General features: G+C 42.5%; 24 protein-coding genes. All 24 read right to left on the bottom strand.

Annotated features, from left to right (window positions below; all coding sequences use genetic code 11):
• Positions 1–115 precede the first annotated feature (115 nt).
• Positions 116–826 carry a 30S ribosomal protein S2 gene (gene rpsB, locus UB32_RS13285; RefSeq protein WP_041967225.1) on the bottom strand — a complete coding sequence of 237 codons (711 nt, stop codon included), beginning with the start codon at positions 824–826 and terminating at the stop codon, positions 116–118.
• A gap of 143 nt (positions 827–969) precedes the next feature.
• Positions 970–1,524, bottom strand: a complete 555-nt coding sequence (locus tag UB32_RS13290) for a hypothetical protein (RefSeq protein WP_044394442.1) — start codon at positions 1,522–1,524, stop codon at positions 970–972.
• 10 nt (positions 1,525–1,534) lie between these two features.
• Positions 1,535–1,846, bottom strand: a complete 312-nt coding sequence (locus UB32_RS13295) for a hypothetical protein (protein ID WP_044394443.1) — start codon at positions 1,844–1,846, stop codon at positions 1,535–1,537.
• Between the two features lie 4 nt (positions 1,847–1,850).
• The gene (locus tag UB32_RS13300) at positions 1,851–3,245 is read right to left on the bottom strand and encodes a DUF342 domain-containing protein (RefSeq protein WP_044394444.1); all 1,395 of its coding nucleotides are present in this window, start codon (positions 3,243–3,245) and stop codon (positions 1,851–1,853) included.
• A 13-nt stretch (positions 3,246–3,258) separates the two neighbouring features.
• Positions 3,259–4,020, bottom strand: a complete 762-nt coding sequence (locus UB32_RS13305; RefSeq protein ID WP_044394445.1) for a FliA/WhiG family RNA polymerase sigma factor — start codon at positions 4,018–4,020, stop codon at positions 3,259–3,261.
• A 47-nt stretch (positions 4,021–4,067) separates the two neighbouring features.
• Positions 4,068–4,565: a chemotaxis protein CheD gene (locus UB32_RS13310; RefSeq protein WP_044394446.1), complete on the bottom strand. Its 498-nt coding sequence runs from the start codon at positions 4,563–4,565 to the stop codon at positions 4,068–4,070.
• Positions 4,558–5,199, bottom strand: a complete 642-nt coding sequence (locus UB32_RS13315) for a chemotaxis protein CheC (RefSeq protein WP_044394448.1) — start codon at positions 5,197–5,199, stop codon at positions 4,558–4,560. Before UB32_RS13315 ends, UB32_RS13310 begins: the two co-directional genes overlap by 8 nt.
• A gap of 17 nt (positions 5,200–5,216) precedes the next feature.
• On the bottom strand, positions 5,217–5,672 hold the full coding sequence (locus UB32_RS13320) for a chemotaxis protein CheW (RefSeq protein WP_044394449.1): 456 nt from the start codon (positions 5,670–5,672) through the stop codon (positions 5,217–5,219).
• A 45-nt stretch (positions 5,673–5,717) separates the two neighbouring features.
• Positions 5,718–7,781 (bottom strand): chemotaxis protein CheA, encoded by a 2,064-nt coding sequence (locus UB32_RS13325; RefSeq protein ID WP_044394450.1) that lies wholly within the window; start codon positions 7,779–7,781, stop codon positions 5,718–5,720.
• A 19-nt stretch (positions 7,782–7,800) separates the two neighbouring features.
• Positions 7,801–8,889 (bottom strand): protein-glutamate methylesterase/protein-glutamine glutaminase, encoded by a 1,089-nt coding sequence (locus tag UB32_RS13330; RefSeq protein ID WP_084221841.1) that lies wholly within the window; start codon positions 8,887–8,889, stop codon positions 7,801–7,803.
• Positions 8,890–8,896: 7 nt separating this feature from the next.
• Positions 8,897–9,763, bottom strand: coding sequence for a MinD/ParA family protein (locus tag UB32_RS13335; RefSeq protein ID WP_044394451.1), 867 nt, complete (start codon positions 9,761–9,763; stop codon positions 8,897–8,899).
• Positions 9,756–10,922 (bottom strand): flagellar biosynthesis protein FlhF, encoded by a 1,167-nt coding sequence (gene flhF, locus UB32_RS13340; protein WP_044394452.1) that lies wholly within the window; start codon positions 10,920–10,922, stop codon positions 9,756–9,758. The genes UB32_RS13335 and flhF overlap by 8 nt, the downstream gene beginning before the upstream one ends.
• Entirely contained in the window at positions 10,919–12,955 is a 2,037-nt protein-coding gene (gene flhA, locus UB32_RS13345) for a flagellar biosynthesis protein FlhA (protein ID WP_044394453.1), read from the bottom strand. Before flhA ends, flhF begins: the two co-directional genes overlap by 4 nt.
• Before the next feature lie 34 nt (positions 12,956–12,989).
• Positions 12,990–14,075: a flagellar biosynthesis protein FlhB gene (gene flhB / locus UB32_RS13350; RefSeq protein ID WP_044394454.1), complete on the bottom strand. Its 1,086-nt coding sequence runs from the start codon at positions 14,073–14,075 to the stop codon at positions 12,990–12,992.
• Position 14,076: 1 nt separating this feature from the next.
• Positions 14,077–14,853 carry a flagellar biosynthetic protein FliR gene (gene fliR, locus UB32_RS13355; RefSeq protein WP_044394455.1) on the bottom strand — a complete coding sequence of 259 codons (777 nt, stop codon included), beginning with the start codon at positions 14,851–14,853 and terminating at the stop codon, positions 14,077–14,079.
• Between the two features lie 4 nt (positions 14,854–14,857).
• Positions 14,858–15,127 (bottom strand): flagellar biosynthesis protein FliQ, encoded by a 270-nt coding sequence (fliQ, locus tag UB32_RS13360; RefSeq protein ID WP_044394456.1) that lies wholly within the window; start codon positions 15,125–15,127, stop codon positions 14,858–14,860.
• A 12-nt stretch (positions 15,128–15,139) separates the two neighbouring features.
• Positions 15,140–15,805 (bottom strand): flagellar type III secretion system pore protein FliP, encoded by a 666-nt coding sequence (gene fliP / locus UB32_RS13365; protein WP_044394457.1) that lies wholly within the window; start codon positions 15,803–15,805, stop codon positions 15,140–15,142.
• Complete coding sequence (locus UB32_RS13370) at positions 15,798–16,472, bottom strand: flagellar biosynthetic protein FliO (protein ID WP_431305971.1); 675 nt, start codon at positions 16,470–16,472, stop codon at positions 15,798–15,800. The genes fliP and UB32_RS13370 overlap by 8 nt, the downstream gene beginning before the upstream one ends.
• A gap of 25 nt (positions 16,473–16,497) precedes the next feature.
• Positions 16,498–16,860 carry a response regulator gene (locus tag UB32_RS13375; RefSeq protein ID WP_044394458.1) on the bottom strand — a complete coding sequence of 121 codons (363 nt, stop codon included), beginning with the start codon at positions 16,858–16,860 and terminating at the stop codon, positions 16,498–16,500.
• An 18-nt stretch (positions 16,861–16,878) separates the two neighbouring features.
• Positions 16,879–18,153: a flagellar motor switch phosphatase FliY gene (gene fliY / locus UB32_RS13380; protein WP_044394478.1), complete on the bottom strand. Its 1,275-nt coding sequence runs from the start codon at positions 18,151–18,153 to the stop codon at positions 16,879–16,881.
• Positions 18,140–19,141, bottom strand: a complete 1,002-nt coding sequence (gene fliM / locus UB32_RS13385; RefSeq protein WP_044394459.1) for a flagellar motor switch protein FliM — start codon at positions 19,139–19,141, stop codon at positions 18,140–18,142. The genes fliY and fliM overlap by 14 nt, the downstream gene beginning before the upstream one ends.
• Positions 19,142–19,182: 41 nt before the next feature.
• Positions 19,183–19,611, bottom strand: a complete 429-nt coding sequence (gene fliL, locus UB32_RS13390) for a flagellar basal body-associated protein FliL (protein WP_044394460.1) — start codon at positions 19,609–19,611, stop codon at positions 19,183–19,185.
• Positions 19,601–19,822 carry a flagellar FlbD family protein gene (locus UB32_RS13395; RefSeq protein WP_044394479.1) on the bottom strand — a complete coding sequence of 74 codons (222 nt, stop codon included), beginning with the start codon at positions 19,820–19,822 and terminating at the stop codon, positions 19,601–19,603. The genes fliL and UB32_RS13395 overlap by 11 nt, the downstream gene beginning before the upstream one ends.
• Before the next feature lie 53 nt (positions 19,823–19,875).
• Positions 19,876–21,090, bottom strand: coding sequence for a flagellar hook protein FlgE (locus UB32_RS13400; protein WP_044394480.1), 1,215 nt, complete (start codon positions 21,088–21,090; stop codon positions 19,876–19,878).
• Positions 21,091–21,168: the final 78 nt, after the last annotated feature.

The following is a 21,168-nucleotide window of genomic DNA, read 5'->3' on the forward strand; positions in this document are numbered from 1 at the left end:
CTATACTTTATTTTAACTAGATTTCGCCAATATAAACTCCAATGGAATCATTTGGGATATATACATCTTAAAAAAAGGTGATAAAGGGCGCCTCCCTATATCACCTTTTTGTAAATTAAGCTTCTACAGCTTCAGTAGTTTCTTCGCCTTGTTTCGCTTCAATAATCGCATCAGCCATTTTAGATGTAAGCAATTTAACCGCGCGAATCGCGTCATCGTTCGCAGGGATAACGACGTCAATTTCGTCTGGATCACAGTTTGTATCAACGATTCCAACGATTGGAATGTTCAATTTGCGTGCTTCCGCAACAGCGATGCGCTCTTTGCGTGGGTCAATGATGAAAAGAGCATCTGGAAGGCCCTTCATATCCTTGATACCGCCCAAAAACTTTTCTAAACGCTCTTGCTCTTTCTTCAACTGCACGACTTCTTTCTTAGGAAGAACTTCAAAAGTTCCATCTTCAGACATTCTTTCGATATTCTTAAGACGAGAAATCCGCTTTTGGATTGTTTCAAAATTTGTTAATGTACCGCCCAACCAGCGTTGGTTTACATAATACATACCAGAACGAGCTGCTTCTTCTTTTACAGAATCTTGAGCTTGTTTCTTTGTACCAACGAAAAGAACCGTACCGCCGTTGCCAGCTAGCTCCTTCACGTAGTTGTATGCTTCTTCAACCTTCTTAACAGTCTTCTGAAGGTCGATGATGTAGATGCCGTTACGCTCAGTGAAGATATACTTCTTCATCTTAGGGTTCCAACGGCGAGTCTGGTGACCGAAGTGTACACCAGCTTCAAGCAGTTGCTTCATAGAAATTACTGACATTTTGTTTCCTCCTAATGGTTTTGATTTCCTCCGTCCAACTCATCTTCAGCCAGGACTGCCTCGGCAGCACCATCTGGCCAAATCATTGAACGTGTGTATTAACACCATGAGATAATATAGCATAAATAAAACTGACAATCAAGTTATTCCTGCCTATTTGGCCGAAATTTAAGCAAAAGTTCTATTTCTGTTTTCCCTTTATTCAGCTTCCTTGCTATTTCTTCGATTGTCAGCCCTTGCTGTTTCATTGTTGTGACCTGATCCATTAAACTAACTTCCTTTGTTTCTTCTGAACCCGCAGTCACGCCTTCTATCTCTGAGTGTTTGATGGGTACACCAGCTTGGTAAGCCTGTCTTGCTGCATGATAAGAGATCCCTTTACGGGTGTGGGGTTGTTGAATTTCGCGGATTACTGCTTCGGGGTCTTTCTGTGAACCTATATCTGTTTTTTCAGCAGGCTTGTCCGCTTTTCCTTGATTTACTGGCATATTGGCATTCGTTATCAACTTAAGAAACTTATCATTCTCTTCCTTCCATTCCAATAGATATGCTGAAAAAATTTCATCGATTTCACTGATGATTTTCTCTTGCTTTCTTTCTGTTTCCACAAGTCGATTTTGCCGTAAGTATAATACAATAATGGCGAAAATTGTTGCCATGTTCAGTATTAAAGTTAAGAGTAGTAGAAAAGTGGTCATAAATATCCCTCTATCCGCTGTAATCAATCACCTTCCCTTTATATGGGTGGTGTTGCTGGACAATCTCATCATCCTTATTCTCATGGTTTTCTCTGTTTTTTTGCTCTTGATCGCCTTGGTGACTACCCTCTTTATTTAAGCGGGCTTCCTGCTTTTGGTTGTTTTTCACTACGGTATTACGTGTTAAATCCTCTTCCTTCGTCACCATTTTTACGGCATGTTCCTGAAGATGCTGTCCCCGCTGTTGGAGTTGCTCTTGAATTTTGCCGGCATCCTGTGTCCTAGGAAGAGCAATCTGCATTTCGATTGCTTTGAGGCTCATCTTGTCACTTCCTAATGTTCGAGAGTTCAACTTTTACTATAGGATGAATCGAAATCTCACTATTCTCAAGACCGAAATACACCTTCTTGTATAGTTGATTTGTCATGAAGGTGTACTTGCCGAAAAACATCTTCGTATTGGGGAATACTTGATCATGAACAGTTAAGCAGGAATTCAACCGATCTTGTTTCTCTAGTTGCAATAACTCGAGGTTAGTCAAAAGTTCCAATAAGGATTCTTCCACTTGCAGCCTTGTATTTCGCTGTTTTGCTATCATTTGCTTCTGCTCATCTGTCAAGGAACCTGCACGCCTGCCAATTTCACCGAGTTTCTCCTCGATTTCTGTCAGTTTCCTAATGTTCTCTTTTGCTGTTTCGATTGCGGCAATCGTTTCCTGTTCCGTTTTTTCCAGCAGCGGATCCCAACCCACAGCTAACTCGGTTTTGGTAAAAAGCTCATTTCCCAATTCCTTGACTGAAATGTTCCGTCCTGCCGAAATCGTCCCCCCAATAATGGTTCCATTTTGGCAGTCTACATTTCCTCCAGCTGTCAATTTACTGTGAAGAACGGATGACTTAATAATGATATCCTGCCCTGCTTTGATATTTGCCTGATTAAGGTAATAGGCAAATACATTCCCGCCAGCGATAATCCTGCCCTTCATCGCTCCGGCGATTCCGCCTTTAATAACAATACTCCCTCCTGCCTGGAGATTGGCAGCTTCCACAAGCCCCTCGACGATAATATCCCCGCCGGCCTTCAGCTCATAACCGCTAGGAACATTGCCTTTTATGACGATATTTCCTACAAATTCTAAATTTCCTGTTTTAAGATCAAGATCCCCTTTTACCTCATAAACAGGATTAACGGAAATGGATTTCTGCGTGATGCTAACCTGTCCATCACATTCAGCATAAAATTTTCCAGTCTCCAATCGTACATTATTTCCTGCTCGTACTCTTAGGGGCCGTCCGTGCTTTGCCGGAAGGACTCTGCCCGTCACGTCCTTCCCAGGCGTTCCCTTCACAGCAGGAATAATACTTGCCAGCAACTGACCTTTTTTTACGGAAGGAATATGCATAACGGAACGGAAATGAAGCACTTTCTGTTCCAGCATACTAGATTGTTCAAGTTCATTGCGCAAATAGGCATCTTCTCCATCTACTTTTTGCATTCCAGTCGCAATGAGGACAGGATCTTTAATAGAAGTAGGATCTTTGGAAATTTGTTCTAAAATGTCCATTTTAATACCGAACGCAATCGTTTCTTTTTCGAGGACACTCTGTAATTCCCGAACAGATACTGAACGTTCCATCTCGTGGATTGAGTTATTGATTTCTAGTACTGCTGAAAGCCTGTCATTGGAAATCTTCACTATAAAATCCGTCGCCACATCCATCTCCTGCCTTCTATCATGCTGATTCCAGCCATTTTCTCAATTTAAAAATTGCCTTTGAATGTATTTGTGAAATCCTTGAAGTAGATAAATTCATGACTTGCCCAATTTCCGTTAACGTTAATTCTTCTTTGTAAAACAAGCTCAGTACAAGTTGTTCTTTATCATTCAATTTTGAAATCTTTTCAGCTACTTCTTCCAAAAGCTCAGATTTGACTAGTTTTTCCTCAGGGACCTCCGCTTTTTCATCCTTGATCACAAATGACTGATTGTCACGTTCCTCATTTTCATTTGGATGTTCATCTATTGAGAGGACATTCGCGAAAAAATGTTCATTTATCGTTGTGTATATGTCCGTTTCCTCCATATTCAGTTCACTGGCGATTTCTCCGATGGTTGCATTTCGCATGAAACGCTGTTCGAGTCTCTCGATCGCTGCATCTATTTTTTTTGCTTTTTCTCGAGTACTTCTTGGAAGCCAATCTTCCTTTCTTAATCCATCCAAAATTGCCCCACGAATCCGAAAGGAAGAATAGGTATCAAACTTAAGATCCCTGTTTGGATCAAATTTTTCCAAGGCATCATACAATCCTATCAGTCCTAAGCTTCTTAAATCATCTCTAGAAACACTTTTTGGAAGACTTACGGAGATTCTTTGCACATGGTAGGAAACAAGTGGCATATATTTTTTTATCAGCATATTCCCCGCATCCGGATCTCGGGATTGTATCCATTTATCCCATATAATCTGTTCTTCCGAAGTGGATCCTCGCACCATTGTCAACCTCCTCACGCGCATAACGCCTCTTTCTAGTTGTCAAAAAATTAAATCACACTATTTCCTTTGTTCACAGTCCTGATTTGCAGTAAACCGGTCTTCGGATCGAATTCAATCGTTCTGCCGCTATTGCCGCCTACATCTTGGGCTATTAGTGGAATGCGAAGTTCTTTTATTTGCTGTAAAACTGCCTCTACATTCCGTGGTCCAATTCTCATCATGTCACTGCTGCCTGAAAATTGGAACATCTGGGCGCCACCGGCAATCTTTGCTTTTATGCTTACCTGTTTTGCACCTGATTGAATCATGACTTCTAAAAGTTCTTTGATTGCTGTATCGGCAAATTTCGCCTTATTCAGAGGTTCGGCTCGGGAAAACGATGAATCCGGGAGCATAACATGAGCCAAGCCAGCTAATTCTGCCCGCTGATCAAACAAAACCACTCCAACACAGGATCCCAGGCCAGTTGTTCTGATCAAATCAGGTACTTTCGCAATATTCATATCGGCAATTCCAACTTTAATGATTTCTGCTGTTTTATGCATCAATCTTTACTCCTAGAGCAGAAAAAATGATATGGAAAGAATTCGGGTCGGGCATTAAAAAGAAATGCCCTCTCACACTTTCTGGCAACTCGGCATCTTCTTCATCCAGTGCCGTATCGATCACGATCGCGTAATCACTTACCTGTGATAGTTCCAACAGGCCAAAACTGACGATTGCCCCAACCATATCAATACTAAGAGCAGGAACGGAAGGATACATGCTCAACTTTGTAAAATCGGACAAAGAAGAGAGATAGGAACCGGATAGAATATTTCCTAATTCCTGAAGTGCTGACAATGCCAGCTCATTGTCCTGTTCATTCTTGAAGGAGAATGTCTCGTTTTTTGTTAGCTGGCGGATATATTTCTCTGCCTGAGGAAGAGGAAGGATGAAAAACATACTCCCCGGAGCCTCCCCCTCAATCCGCAGGAATACGCTCGCTACCACATTGTCTGCACCTCCTGCTAATTCCATCACTTCGTCGAAGGATACGACCCTGACACTAGGGACTCTCATATCAATTTTTTTGTTCATAATGGTAGATAAGGCGGTTGCAGCATGGCCGGCTCCTATGTTTCCAACCTCTTTTAATATGTCCAGGTGTATATCCAAAATGCTTTTTAGAAAAGTCATAACCCGTCCCTTTCCGCCTATAAAGCTTTTCTAACGTCGGACAGAAGAATCTTATCCAAATCTATCAAAATTAATAACCTTCTATGAAGATTTGCAACACCTTTGATAAATCCTTCTGCAGCAATGCCTACCACTTCTGGAGCTGGTTCGATCATGCTTGACGGAATATCAATCACATCATTTGCTCCATCAACAATCAGCCCTGCCTCCTTCTCCTCATCCCCAACAATAATGACGCGAGTGCTGTCTGAATAACTTTGTTCTTCCATCCCAAACCTGACCCGTAAATCCAATAGCGGAGTGACGACTCCCCGAAGGTTGATAACCCCTTTCACGAATGGATTCACATGTGGCACTCTCGTGATATGGATAATCTTTTCAATCGATCTAACCTGACTAACAGGAATTGCATATTCTTTTTGATTCAATTGGAAGACGATCACTTTCAAATCCGAAATCAAGTCTTCAGCCATTTTCACCACTCCTAAAATATCATCTTTATCAGTCTGCCAAGATATCTATTTAATTAATGCGTTGCAATCAACGACCAATGCTACCTGACCATCTCCAAGAATTGTTGCTCCAGAAATTGCAAAAACATCTGTTAAGTAATTTCCTAGCGATTTAAGAACTACCTCTTGCTGGCCAATAAAGGAATCCACAATCAAACCAGCCATTTTGTCTCCTTTACGAACGATGATCACAGAATGGAAATGATCATCCGCTCCCTCAAAAGGAACATCGAAGATATCTTTTAGGAATAGCAGCGGTACGACCTTGCCTCTGAAATCAATCACTTTTTGATTGTGAGCATTCAAGATTTCCGTGTCCTTGATAATCGCCGTCTCAATGATGGAAGACAGCGGAATAGCGAATTTCTCCTTCTGGATTTCCACTAACATGACCGAAATGATGGATAAGGTGAGCGGAAGCTGGATCGAGAAGATGGTGCCTTCATTCTCCTTGGAGTCAATCGAAATAGAGCCTCCCAGAGATTCAATAGTATTTTTCACTACATCGAGTCCGACGCCTCGACCTGAGATATCAGAGATAGTCTCAGCAGTCGAAAAACCTGATGATAAAATCAATTCATACGCTTGTTTATCTGTAAAGCCTGCAGCGGATTGTTCTGTAATGATTCCCTTGCTGATCGCTTTCTGCAATACTTTTTCTTTGCTGATTCCGGCTCCATCATCTTCAATTTCAATAAACACATGATTTCCACTGTGAAATGCACGCAGTACAATGGTTCCTTCTTCATTTTTGCCTTTAGATCGGCGAACTTCCGGTGATTCAATGCCATGGTCTACAGAATTTCTGAGTAAGTGCACGAGTGGGTCGCCGATTTCATCAATGACGGTACGATCCAATTCGGTTTCCGCTCCAACGATTTCAAGATTGATCTTTTTATTCAAGTCCTTCGCTAATTGACGGATCATTCGAGGGAACCGATTAAATACTGTCTCGACCTGAACCATCCTCATATTCAGGATGATGTTTTGCAGATCACCTGAAATCCTGGACATCCGCTCTACCGTTTCAGTTAGTTCACCATTGTCCAATTCTTTTGAGATTTGCTCTAATCGTCCGCGGTCGATGACTAATTCTTCAAATAAATTCATGAGAATATCAAGCCGTTCGATGTTCACACGAATGGTCTTACTGCTGTTCGTTTGCTGTTTAACACTGGTTTTGCTGTCCTGGACAGCTGCTGTTTCTATTCCGGTAATTATTGAACGTGCATCGGTATCTAAGGATTTAGATGTATCTACACCGATTATTTTTTCAGCAGCTTTGATGGCAACGCCTGAGTTCATCTCACTGAAATCAACCGGATGTACCGTTGTTTTTACCACCTCGGATACCTTCATGATCTTGCCTTTAATATCGTCTGGATTTTCCTTTGTGATAATCGTTACAGAAAATTCATCTTCAAACTGTTCTTCTTCAAGCTGTTCAACTGAAGGATTTGCTTTGATCACTTCGCCGATTTTTTCCAGCACCTCAAACACCATATACACCCGTGCGGCTTTCAGCAGGCAATCATCACGAAGTCCAATTTCAATTTCATACACTCCAAATCCTTGCTCTTTCGATTGCTTTAAAACAGTCAGTTCAAACTCATCGTAGCTAGCAGCAGATTTAGGTGCTTCTAGCGTGGAAGCTGCAGCAATTTCCACATCTGCTGAACGTGAGATTGTCTCACCGTTTTCAATTGCCTTCAACTTCTCAACTGTTTCGGAAACGTCTTTCTTCCCATCTCCTCCAGCTGCAATTGATTCAACCATTTCCTCAAGATGATCAACAGCCATAAAGATCACATCGATGATTTCAGGAGTCGTAAGCAACCGGTTATTACGGATTGCATCCAAAACATTTTCCATTTGATGCGTCAAACTTGCCAGATCTTCATACCCCATCGTTGCTGACATCCCTTTTAAAGTATGGGCAGATCTGAAAATTTCATTGATGATGGACAAATTCCCTGGATTTTTCTCCAACTCCAACAGTTGTTCATTCAAGGACTGTAAATGCTCTCTACTTTCTTCTATAAACACTTCAAGATATTGATTTAATTCCATGTGCTCTGCACCTCCGGCCTTAAATATAATTCATGATTGTTTCCGCAATGTGATCGACATTTGCTACTTCATCTACCATGTTCGTTGCAATCGCTGCTTTTGGCATCCCAAAGACAATCGAAGTTTCTTGAGATTCGGCAATCGCTTTTACTATGCCATTCTTTTTTAATTCAACCAGCCCTTTAGCTCCGTCCGCACCCATCCCTGTCATTATCACAGCGATTTTCAAATAGTTTTTAACTAAACTGACCGACTCGAACATTACATCTACGGAAAGTCGATGTCCGTTTCGGGGTGGGGAAAGACTTAAGCTGATAGCCAGTGCTGGTCCAACTCCCTTCACCTCCAGATGATATCCTCCTGGGGCAATATACGCTGTCCCTTTTTGCAGCAGCTCTCCATCTTCTGCTTCCTTGACAGTAATTTGGCACAAGGAATCCAATCTGCTGGCGAGGGATTTGGTAAAACCGGGCGGCATGTGCTGGACAACAAGCACTGGCACTCCGATATCTTTTGGAAGCAATGGCAAAACTTGCTGAAGGGCCCGTGGTCCTCCTGTCGAAGTTCCAATACAGACGATTTTTTTTGGTTCTTTATGGAATCTTCTACTATAGAGAACCTCAGACGGCTTAGTTTCCGTTTCTGTTGCTAAGGGCAGTGGTTTTCTGTCTGCTCTTGGTTTGTGATATGTGTTTAATTTTGCTAGATTTGCTTTACTCGCAGACAACACTTTCTGGATTAGCTCTGTTTTTACTTTATGTAGATCAACGGATATTGAACCTGAAGGCTTTGCCACAAAATCTACTGCACCTGCCTGGATCGCCTGCAGTGTTGTATCTGCTCCTTCTTTTGTCATACTGGAAAGCATAACAACAGGAATAGGACGTTCCTGCATGATTATTTTGAGTACCTCAAGTCCATTCAGTTTGGGCATTTCGATATCAAGTGTTATGACATCTGGGCGCATTTCCCGAAATTTCTTGACTGCATCCTCACCGTTTCGCGCCAAACCAATAACCTCTATCTTTGGGTGTTCAGATAGAAAGTCGTTGATCAGCTTTCGCATGAAAGCTGAATCATCTACGATGAGAACTCTTACCTTGGCCACTCAACCACTACCTTTCGAAAAGGAATTGCTTCAATCTAGCTGTAAAACTCCTGTTATCTCTCTTTTCGGCATTGTAGCTCTCTTTATTGATATATTTTTCAATAATTTGGACCATCCCTTTTGCGGCTTGTGAACGGTCATTTAGCAATACAAAAGGAATTTGCCGTTTTACCGCTTCCTGGACGATTTTATCTTCCAGTATGATCCCGAGTTTAACCGGTATCCTTCCTAAAAATTTACCGAGCACATTCTCAATCCTTGACAGTGTTTCCTGGCCTTCCTTGACGGAGCCTGCCCTATTAACGACCAGATAAAATGGCAGACTGGAATCGGCGAGGTGGATGTATTTCATCGTAGCGTAGGCATCCATCAAGGAAGTCGGTTCTGTTGTGGTAATCACGAATATTTCGTTTACGGAGAGAAGGATGGCGAGAGTTTCTTCATTTAAACCTGCTCCCATATCCAAAATAAGATAATCATATTTTCTTAGGATATCATGTAAGCTTGTGGTAAAATGAGCGATACTTTCCTTATCCATCCGAATCAGCTGGCTTAAGCCAGTTCCTCCAGATATATATTCCACACCTTGTGGGCCTTGAAAAACCACTTCTTCCAACAATGCTTTGCCTGCAAAAAAGTCAGCTATCGACAGTGCAGAATGCTTGCCCATTAATATCTCAATGTTTCCCATTCCGATATCAAGATCAAATAACAAGACGCGATTTCCCTGCTTTGCCAAGGAAATCGAGAAGTTAAGCGAAAAGTTCGATTTCCCTACCCCTCCCTTTCCGCTCACAACAGCAAGCGTCTTTGCTTCTTTTATTGGAATATTTGACAGGAGCCGATTTCTTAGCTTTTCCGCCTGGTCACTCATATTGGATTGCTCCAATAATGGTATTTGCTGCAATTTCAGGACTGGCTTCGATTAAATCATCGGGTACATCCTGTCCATTCGTCATATAAGCAATACCGGTTGAAAATTTCTCGGCAATATTCAGCATCGAACCGTAAACGGAAGTCTCATCAAGTTTGGTAAAGATAAATTTGTCGATAGGAATGAGCGAGAATTGTTTGCGTATTTCCTCCATATCCTGCTGTTTTGAAGTCAGTGCCAAGACAAGGAAGGTTTCCATTTCCTCACTGAAATCAATGACACCGTTCAAATCATGTACATATTTCTGATTTCTGAAATTCCGACCTGCTGTATCAATAAATACGACATCATATTGTGCAAGCTTGCTGGTTGCTTCCTTAAAATCGTCCATCGTATAGCAAACCTCGATTGGCACATGAAGAATATTCGCATATGTTTTCAACTGCTCGATTGCTGCAATCCTATACGTATCTGTGGTAATAAACGCTACCTTTTTTTGATGCTTCAATACGCAGTCTGCAGCGATTTTCGCTAGCGTAGTTGTTTTCCCAACGCCTGTTGGGCCAATGACATTGACAAATTTCTTTGTGAAAGAAACCCCGCCGAAGGAAAGTCCATTCATCCTTTGCTGAATAGCTTTCCCACTCCATTCGGCTACTGCACCTTCACTTGCTGATGCTCCGTTTAAATACCATTTTTCCAATAAAATACTAGTTAATTCTTCTGCAATCGACTGGTCCACATCCTGGTCCCTTAAGTGTTGAAGATGCTTATTTACAGGAGCAGGGAGCGGGATTCCGCTTGTGTTGCCTGCTGCCTTTAACATGTCTTTCAACTTGGATATCTCCGTTACTAAATCTTTCTCCACTATTGATGACGGATGGTCTTTATAGGAGAATAGCTGTGTTTTCCGCTGTTCTGTTTTTATCGATGTTGGAGATTCCTTCATAGATTTATCCAAGTTTACCGGTTTAGAGGCAAGCTCGGTGTCTGGATCAATAGCGGCAATGACCTCTATGCTGTTTTTCTTGAAGAAACCAATAAATCCCCCTGTTTGAACAACTCGCGAATTCAGGATCACAGCATCATTGCCAAGCTCTTTTCTGACCTGCTTCATTGCTTCTGGCATGGATGGAGCTGTATATTTTTTTACTTTCATTCTAGATTCACCACTCCGACACTTTGGACTTCTACATTTGCTTCAAGCTCGTTATAGGACAAGACCGGGATCTGCGCAAAATATCTTTCTGTCAACTGACGGACATACATCCTTACTGCTGGCGAGCAGAGAATAATCGGTGTCTGTTCCATTATGCTCAGCTGCTCAATCTGAGCTGCAACCGATTCAAGAATTCCCTGGGAAACCGTTGGATCCAATGATAGATAATTTCCATGTTCGGTTTGCTGGACACCGTCAGCGATCATTTTTTCTACCCTGCCAGATAATGTGATGACCTTAAGGCTATCTTCATTTTTTGAATACTGGTTGGTAATTTGTCTTGCAAGCGCCTGGCGGACATATTCAGCAAGAATATCCGTATCGGTTGTGATCTTGCCATAATCGGCAAGCGTCTCAAAGATGATCGGAAGGTTTCTGATTGATACATTTTCTTTAAGCAGTTTGCTTAATACCTTTTGTATTTCTCCAACTGACAAAGGGTTAGGCGTTGCTTCCTCGACCAATATTGGATAACTTTCCCGCAGATGATCGATTAGCTGCTTTGTCTCCTGACGACCAAGCAGTTCGTGAGCATTTGCTTTGATTACTTCCGTTATGTGGGTGGATACGACTGAAGGAGGATCGACAACAGTATAACCAAAAATTTCGGCCTGCTCCTTCATTTCTTCCGTAATCCACTTCGCAGGCAAGCCGAAGCTTGGTTCCACCGTATCAATTCCTTCAATTGACTCTTCCTCGATGCCAGGACTCATGGCAAGATAGTGATCGAGGAGCAATTCTCCTCTTGCCATTTCGTTTCCTTTGATTTTCAGCCGATATTCATTGGGCTGAAGCTGGATATTGTCACGAATCCTGACGACAGGAATAACGAGCCCCAGTTCAATGGCGAGCTGTCTTCGAATCATAACTATCCGGTCAAGAATGTCCCCCCCTTGATTGGCGTCTGCCAGCGGAATCAATCCATAACCAAATTCGAATTCAATTGGATCGACATTTAACAAATTGACGACACTTTCCGGACTCTTCATTTCATCCATTTGGGTATCTTCTTCCAGTTCCTGGAGTTGTTGCTGATCAGGTTCCGGTACACGGGAAAAAGCATATCCGCCATAGACTAACAACCCAGCTAACGGAATAGTCAGCAAGTCTGTTATCGGCGTGAACAGACCAAGCAGGAAAATGGTGCCCCCGGCAACATAAAGCATATTTGGGTAAGCTGTGAGCTGGGAGGTGATGTCGAAACCTAGATTCCCGTCAGATGCGGCCCTAGTGACGACTATACCGGTAGCAGTTGAAATCAGCAGCGCAGGAACCTGGCTGACTATGCCATCTCCCACTGTCAATAAGGAGTACCGTTGAGCTGCTTCGCCAATTGCTAGCCCCTGCTGCATCATACCAATAACGATCCCGAAAATGAGGTTAATCAACACAATGATGATCCCAGCAATTGCATCCCCTTTAACAAACTTGCTGGCACCATCCATCGCTCCGTAGAAATCAGACTCTCTGCTTACCTTTTCACGTCGTTCACGTGCCTGTTGTTCAGAGATCATCCCTGCGTTCAAATCAGCATCGATGCTCATCTGTTTCCCAGGCATCGCATCAAGTGTAAACCTTGCGGCAACTTCTGATACACGCTCCGACCCTTTCGTAATGACGACAAATTGAATGATGACTAAAATAAAGAAGACAACCATCCCTACTACAACATTTCCACCGACAACGAAGGAACCGAATACCTCCACAACCCCCCCAGCCTCTCCATGAGACAAGATGGCACGGGTTGTGGACACATTGAGACCGAGGCGAAACAAAGTTAAAATTAACAGCAAGGAAGGAAAAACAGAAAATTGCAATGGCTCCGTCATATTCATTGTGTTCAAAAGCACCAGCAGTGCAATTGATATATTGACCATAATCAGGATACTTAACAGCCACGTTGGGAAAGGAATGATTAACATCGCAACTATTAAAATGACGCCGAAGATGACAGATAAGTCTTTTCCGGTCATATTTCTTCTCTCCTAACACTGCATACCTTGACAATTACAGCACTTTATTTTTTGTTTGATATACATAAGCCAGAATCTCGGCAACAGCCTTAAAAAACTCTTCAGGAATCGCATCGCCGATTTCAGCCTGACTGTATAAAGCTCTGGCAAGCGGACGATTTTCGACAGTCATGATTTCATTCTCTTTGGCAATCCATTTGATTTTCTGGGCGACAAAATCGACACCTTTGGCAACCACGACCGGCGCATCAGCCTTCTCTTCGTCATACTTTAATGCGATCGCAAAGTGAGTCGGGTTCGTAATGACTACATCTGCTTTTGGAACTTCTTGCATCATCCGCCGCATTGCCATTTCTCTTTGCTTTTGCTTGATCTTTGATTTGATGAGCGGGTCTCCTTCGATATTTTTGTACTCATCCTTCAAGTCCTGTTTAGACATGCGGATTCCTTTCTCAAAGTCATATTTTTGGTACAAAAAGTCCAATAATGACAAAAATAGCAATGCTCCGGAAGCAAAAAGCCCCATTTGGAGCGTTAGTCCTGCAATTGTCGCAATTGCCGCACCAACACTTTTATTGGCAAGCAGCAAAACTTCATCCATCCTAGCCCATAAAACGGAAAAAGCGATGACTCCAATGAAGCTGATCTTTAAAATCGATTTAAGCAATTCGACAATTGCCCTCATCGAGAAAATTCTTTTAAAACCGCTGATTGGATTGATCTTTTCGGCATTCATCTGGATTGCCTCAGTGGAAAAAATAAAACCAACCTGCATATAATTGGCGGCTACTCCCGCAAGCAAGGCAACGCCCATCACTGGACCGAGGAAAAAGACTAGTTCACCAAGGATTTCCACTACAATAGATTCTAGATTATTTGCAGTCAATTCCATAAATAGATAATTTTGCAGCGCATGACGGAGAACTCCCATTAGTCTCTCCGTTATGTCCTTTCCAAAAAACATCAAATACAGGAAAACGGCAAGCAAGACGATCGCCGTATTAACGTCCTGGCTTTTGGCAGCCTGTCCTTTTTTTCGCGCATCCTGCCTTTTTTTAGGAGTAGCTTTTTCTGTTTTTTCACCAGCAAAAAATTGAAGGTCGACTTTCAAAAAATTCATTTTATGCTCCCCCGATTATTTCCATCAATCCGCGCATCGTCGCGAGTGTGGTCGAAACAAGATCCGATGTAACCGCCATCAGGGCACCCATTACCGCGATGAGAACCAAGAAGCTGACACCGATTTTAATCGGCAGGCCGACAACGAAAATATTCAGCTGAGGTACTGTTCTGGCTACGATTCCAAGTGCAATATCCACCAAAAACAATGTTCCCACAATAGGAAGGGACATCTGAAAAGCGATGAGGAACATTTTATTAAAGGAAAGAAGAACAAACTCTGCGACGTTCTCCTTTCCAAAGGGAATCATCAACTGATCGATCGGTATAAAATTATAGCTATAAAAGATCCCGTCCATCAGCAAGTGATGGCCATTCACCGTCAGTAGAACAAGTAAAGCGATAATCGATAAATATTGCCCCATCAACGGACTCTGAGCACCTGTTTGCGGGTCGATGACATTGGCAATTGCAAATCCCATCTGAAAATCGATAAACCCTCCGGCAATCTGGATAGCAGACATCATTAATGCTGCGATAAATCCGATGAATAAACCAACCATGGCCTCTTTGATGATTAACATGAAATAGACACTGTCAATCTTCAACTCAGGTGCATCGATCGCTGAAAACATGATAAGCGCTAACATGAAACCAAGACCAATTTTATGTGTTGCCGGGATTGTCCGATAGGAAAACAACGGCATCATCAGGAAGAAGGAGGTCACCCTGACAAAAATCAGCAAGAAGGTCGGAAAAGATGGAATAAAATCTATCATTTCATCAACCTACAAACCTTGTAAGATTGGAAAAAATTTCGGTTGCATAGGAAAGCATATAACTTAGCATCCAAGGTCCGAAAAAAATGACACCGATAAGGACTGCAACAATCTTCGGAACAAAAGCCAAGGTCTGTTCCTGTATTTGCGTGGTTGCCTGAAAGATGCTGACAATCAAACCTACTACCAGCGCCAATAACAGCAGTGGTCCTGATACCATTAACACTGTATATATCCCTCTTTCGGCTATGGAGATTACCGATTCTGCTGTCATGTTCTCACCTGCTTAAAAACTTTGTAATAATGATTTAACTACTAAATACCAGCCATCCACCATGACAAACAAGAGTATCTTGAAAGGCAGCGAGATCATTACTGGCGGAAGCATCATCATCCCCATTGACATGAGGACACTAGCTACTACCATATCAATCACCAGAAATGGGATAAAGATCATAAATCCGATTTGGAAAGCAGTTTTGATTTCACTGATCGCAAAAGCCGGGACCAGTGCAGTCAACGGAATTTCCTGTACCGATTTAGGAGTATCCGCCTTTGCGTATTGAAGGAATAAAGCTAGGTCCTTCTGCCTCGTCTGTGCGCTCATGAACTCTTTAAAAGGAATGGATGCTCTTTCATAAGCTTGCTCCAAATTGATTTCTTCATTAAATAAAGGCGTCAATGCCTGTTCATTCACTTCCTGGAAAGTAGGTGCCATAATGAAGAATGACAAAAACATTGCAAGGCCCACCAATACTTGGTTAGGCGGCATTTGTTGGGTGGCAAGCGCTGTTCTGACAAAGGAAAGAACAATGATGATTCTCGTAAAACTGGTCATGAGAATCAAAATTCCAGGCGCAATCGAAAGAACCGTCAGCAACAGCATCAGTTTTACGGATGTCGATACGCTGGTTGGATCTGTGCTGTTGAAAAAATTCATGAACTCATTCATCGTGCTGTGACCCTTTCTTTTGCATCTCCTCAAACATCTTCCTTCGTCCGCTCGCCATGTCATTCAGCTGATGCTTCAACAAAGCGGAAAAATTGGAACTTTGGGGATCGCGGCTACGCTTCTTCGCTCTCTTTCGTAACTTAGTCAAAAGATCGCTTGGTTGGATAAGCTGTTCCATTTTACTGTTATACTCCCGAATGACTTGATCATACTCTTTTGGGTCCTCTATTTCTTTCAAAAGCTGGATATTTTCTCCCACTCCTACAATGAACAGCCGATTACCCGCCTTCACAATCTGTACAGACCTATTGCCTCCCAGACTTGTCCCTCCAAGATTCTCCACTAACTTTGAGCTTTTATTTGATAGACTCCGCTTATTGATGAATTTGAGAAGGAAATATAGTAAAGCGATGACAAAGACAGTAGCAAGGATCATTCGGACGAAATCCAAGAAACTTACCCCTACTTGTGCATTTGCTTGTGCTTTATCTGATTGATTTGCTTCGGTTTTTGCCTGGCCATCATCACAAGCATCCGGATTTTTTATGCATTCCTGAACACTTTTATTCAGCTGCTCTGCGTCAGCCAAGGCGACTTGACTAAACAAAGCAGCTAATACGATCAGAGTGGCCGAGGCAGTTCGAATTAGTTTTAGCAATAGCCGCACCCTCTATAATAAATAAATAAGTCCCTTATCCTAATGTTTTGGAAATCGCTTCGATGACACGGTCTGCCTGAAAAGGTTTGACGATAAAATCTTTTGCTCCCGCCTGAATGGCATCAATGACCATCGCCTGCTGGCCCATTGCTGAACACATAATGACCTTGGCATTCGGATTGATTTTTTTAATCTCTTTAAGGGACGTGATTCCATCCATCTCAGGCATGGTAATATCCATTGTGACCAGATCTGGGTGAAATTCTTTATATTTTTCAAGTGCCTGAGCTCCATCAGCTGCTTCCGCAACCACCTCAAACCCATTCTTTGTCAAAATATCCTTGATCATCATTCTCATGAAAGCCGCGTCGTCTACGACTAAAATTTTGTTCGCCATTGGAATTCCTCCTGTTGATTATTTCAATTTTTTAATTCGATCGCTCTGGCTGATAATATCGGAAACCCGGACTCCGAAGTTTTCATCGATGACCACTACTTCCCCTTGTGCAATCAAGCGATTGTTCACGAGAATATCAACAGGCTCCCCTGCCAGTTTGTCAAGTTCAATGATCGATCCGGATCCTAGTTCAAGGATATCCCTTACTGAGCGTTTAGTCCTTCCCAATTCCACTGTTACCTGTAACGGGATATCAAGCAGCATAGTAAGGTTCTTTGTTTCAGCGTGCTGCCCTTGCACATTTTCGAAACTAGAAAAAACTGCCGGTTGGACAGTTGGTTGGCTTCCAGTCATCACATTGCTGCCAAAGTGCTGTGGACCCTGGGGCATCGGCTGTGGGTGATAGCCAAATCCTTGTGGCATATTTTGTTGTGCCTGGGGCTGATAATACATCTGCTCTTGCGGCTGATATTGCGGCTGCTGAAAACCTTGCTGGTGAATTGGATTTTGCTGCTGTCCTTGTTCAAATGAATTGTTTTGTTGAATAGGAGCCTGGCTGGCCAGCGGTGTTGGCAGCACAGTCTCTTCATGCTGGACCGCTTTTGTTCCCCCAGGATTCAATAATTCATCAACAAGACTTTTCGCAAAGGACACCGGCAAAAGCTGCATGATGTTTGAATCAATTAATTTGCCTATTTTCAAAAAGAAGGATACCTTTACTAAAAAATCATCTTCAGGTATCGAGTCTGTTCCTTCCCCTTCAGCCACATTCAATAGATTGATAATAGGGGGCGAAATATCAACCCTCTTGCTAAATACGGTTGACATCGAGGTTGCCGCTGAACCCATCATCTGGTTCATCGCCTCTTGAACTGCACTAAGCTGGATTTCGTCGAGCAGCTCCCTTGGATTCAATCCATCACCGCCAAGCATTAAGTCGGCAATAATCGCTGCGTCACTTTGCTGGATGACAAGCATATTGCTGCCGATAAACCCTTCCGTGTAATGAACCTGAACTGCTACATATGGATCTGGGAACTCATCCTCTAGCTTGGATTTGTGCACAACTGTAACCGTAGGTGTATTAATTTCAACCTTCTGGTTTAGCAGTGTAGACAACGCTGTAGCTGAGCTGCCAAAAGAAATATTTCCGATCTCACCAAGTGCATCTCTCTCCATAAAAGAAAAATAATCATCTACATTAATCTCGTTTTCTGTTTCTTCCACCCCATTAGAGGTACCTCTTAAAAGCGCATCAATTTCATCTTGAGATAGCATGTCATCGCTCACCATCATCGTCTCCCCCCTTAAATGTGTCAAACACTTGAATGGCTAATTTTTTGTTTAGTTTCCCTGGCTGTCCTACGAATTTAGGGATATCTCCGACTTTTATCAGTAAAGGCTGGTCAATCCGCTGATTTAATTCAATTACATCGCCGATTTCAAGCGAAAGGAAATCCTGGATCGAAATTTCAGACGATCCTATTTCTGCAGTAACGGAAACATCAGCCTTTTGGATTTCACTTTGCAATACTGAATTTTCAATTGGCAAGCTTTGTTTCTTGTCCGATTGCATCCAATATTTTACTGACAATTTTGGAATGATCGGTTCGAGTACTACATGCGGTATACATATATTAATCATTCCGCTTGCTTCCCCGATCGTCGTATTTAAAGAAATGACAACGACGGTTTCATTAGGGGAAACCATCTGCAAGAACTGCGGATTGATTTCAAATTCTGATAACTGGGGATCAATATCAGAAATCGAACTCCATGCCTCCCTGAAATTTTCAAAAGCTTTTTCGAACATGTTTGACATAATTTTTGTTTCAATTTCTGTCAAACTGTCCACTTTGTTGTGACTTGCCCCCCTGCCGCCTAACAGCCGGTCCATCATGGCATAGGCAATATTTGGATTGACTTCCATGAGGATTCTGCCTTCGAGCGGTTCTACATCGAAAACATTTAAGATCGTCATCTTAGGGATCGACCGGATGAATTCTTCATAAGGAATCTGGTCTGCTGACGCTACCGCGATATTAACATATGTTCTTAATTGCGCAGAGAAAAAAGTAGTCAGCAACCTGGCAAAGTTTTCGTGAATCCGGGTTAGGCTGCGAATTTGATCCTTTGAAAAGCGTAGCGCTCTCCTGAAATCATATACTTTCACCCTTTTTTCTATTTGTTCTTTTTTTAACTCATCCGCATCCATTTCCCCTGTAGACAGGGCGGATAGCAAAGCATCAATTTCACTTTGTGATAATACATCTCCCGACATTCTCTTCACCTCCCTACGATTACGGTAATATGATTCTTCTGTTACTGGAGGAGAGAACCTGTTATGTATACTTTTTTGATTTTTCCATCCTGCATCAGCTCATTTAATTTCACTTTAAGCGTTTCTTCTAGGTTCATCTTGCCTTCCTTGCCTTTCAGGTCTTCTGCCTTTTTCTCGGAAAGCTCATAGATAATCAGGTTTTTCACCTGAAAATCTCTCTTTTCCAGTTCATCCTTTGCTTTCTTTCCATCTGTTTCAATTTTGAAGGAAATTTTAATGTAATCATTGGATGCAAGGTTCGTCGTTACCTCTGGTACATCTACCGAAGCTGCCAGCACCTCTTCAATACTTGGTTCTTTGGTATTATCACTAGTTTTAAGCTTCATTACCGCTACGACGGCAACTGTACCGACGAGCAGGATGACGACCAGCATGACTGACATAATCATGACCAGTTTATTATTCTTCATGGTCCAGTTCCTCCACCAACCGGCTTCCAAGCAAGCCGATACTCTGGTAATATTCCTTGATAAAGCGTACTACTTCCTTTTCACTTTCTTTAACAACATACTTCCGACCATTGGCTAAGGTAATCGTCGTGTCCGGAAAGGCTTCTATTGTCTCAATAAATAATGAATTGAGCATGAACGTTTTTCCATTTAATTTCGTCACTTTTATCACTATTATCCACAAGGGCTAAAAGGACTTCCCTTAAAGCCCTGCTCCTCTCTCCTCTATCGTTTTAAGTTCACGAGCTCCTGAAGAATTTCATCAGATGTCGTAATGATTCTCGTATTTGCCTGGAAACCACGTTGAGCTGTGATCATCTCGGTGAACTCCTCAGAAAGATCTACATTGGACATTTCGAGTGAACCTGCGGCGATGGACCCACGACCTTCTCCAGGAACATTGATATTCGCTGTTCCAGAGTTAACGGATTCTTGTAATGTATTATTGCCTATCTTGGAAAGACCAGAAGGATTGCTGAACTTAGCAAGCGCAAGTTGTCCAAGAGTCAACACAAGCCCATTTGAAAAAACTCCGTTGATTTCACCAGTTGAACCGATGTTGAAGCTTTCAAGCGCACCTTGGGTGTTGCCGTCAGGGTAGGCATTGGCATCCATGCTGCCGCCGTCTACAGTCAATTCATCAAGCGGCAATGCAACGTTAAACGGAGTAGCAGTACCTGATCCATCGTTTAGCTTCAAAGTAATATTTTGTGGCGTATTAGTCGGAATCTGTATGTTTACGGTCGTGATATTTGGATTCGGCGCGGTTGGATCAGCGACAGGAATCGATTTATCGACAAACGAAACAGTCCAATTACCCGTTGCAGCACCATTTGCACCATTGGGCTTCAGAGTCATGTCAATCACATGATCCATTCCATTCCCATCTACAACTTTTAACTGCTGAAGCAATTCAGAAGAACCCTTTGCATCCTCTGGGAGATTGCCCTTCATCACCAGTTCAGTCGTTTGTTTGGCTGGCAGGAGCGCATTTACGTTAACGGTAATATCTTCAAGAATGCCGTTATTCAAGGACTGCACCTTCAATCCATCCCCAGTTACTAGTGTACCATTGTCATCCAGGTAGAAGTTTCCCGCCCGGGTATACATCTGGGATTGTCCCTGTTTTACTACAAAATAGCCATCTCCAGAAATGGCAAGATCAAGGGCGCGGCCAGTTGTTTGCAGGCTTGACTGAGTATCAATCATATCAATACTCGCGATTGTTGAGCCAAGACCCACCTGCATTGGGTTCTTTCCGCCCTTATTCTGGGTCGCAGCGCTTGCGCCAGAGATGGTTTGATTCATTGTATCTTTAAAAGTAACACGGCCTTTTTTGAAGCCGTAAGTATTTACATTGGCGATGTTGTTGCCGATGACATCAAGTTTAGTCTGGAAATTTTTCATTCCGCTGATTCCTGAGTACATTGAACGAAGCATAGCTTGTCCATCTCCTTTCGATTTTAGGGGCTGCTTCCATCGATCCACAGCCCAGGCCTCCGTGAAGGTCCAGCCACT

Source organism: Mesobacillus subterraneus (genome assembly GCF_000934845.1).
GTDB classification, from domain to species: Bacteria; Bacillota; Bacilli; order Bacillales; family Cytobacillaceae; genus Mesobacillus; species Mesobacillus stamsii.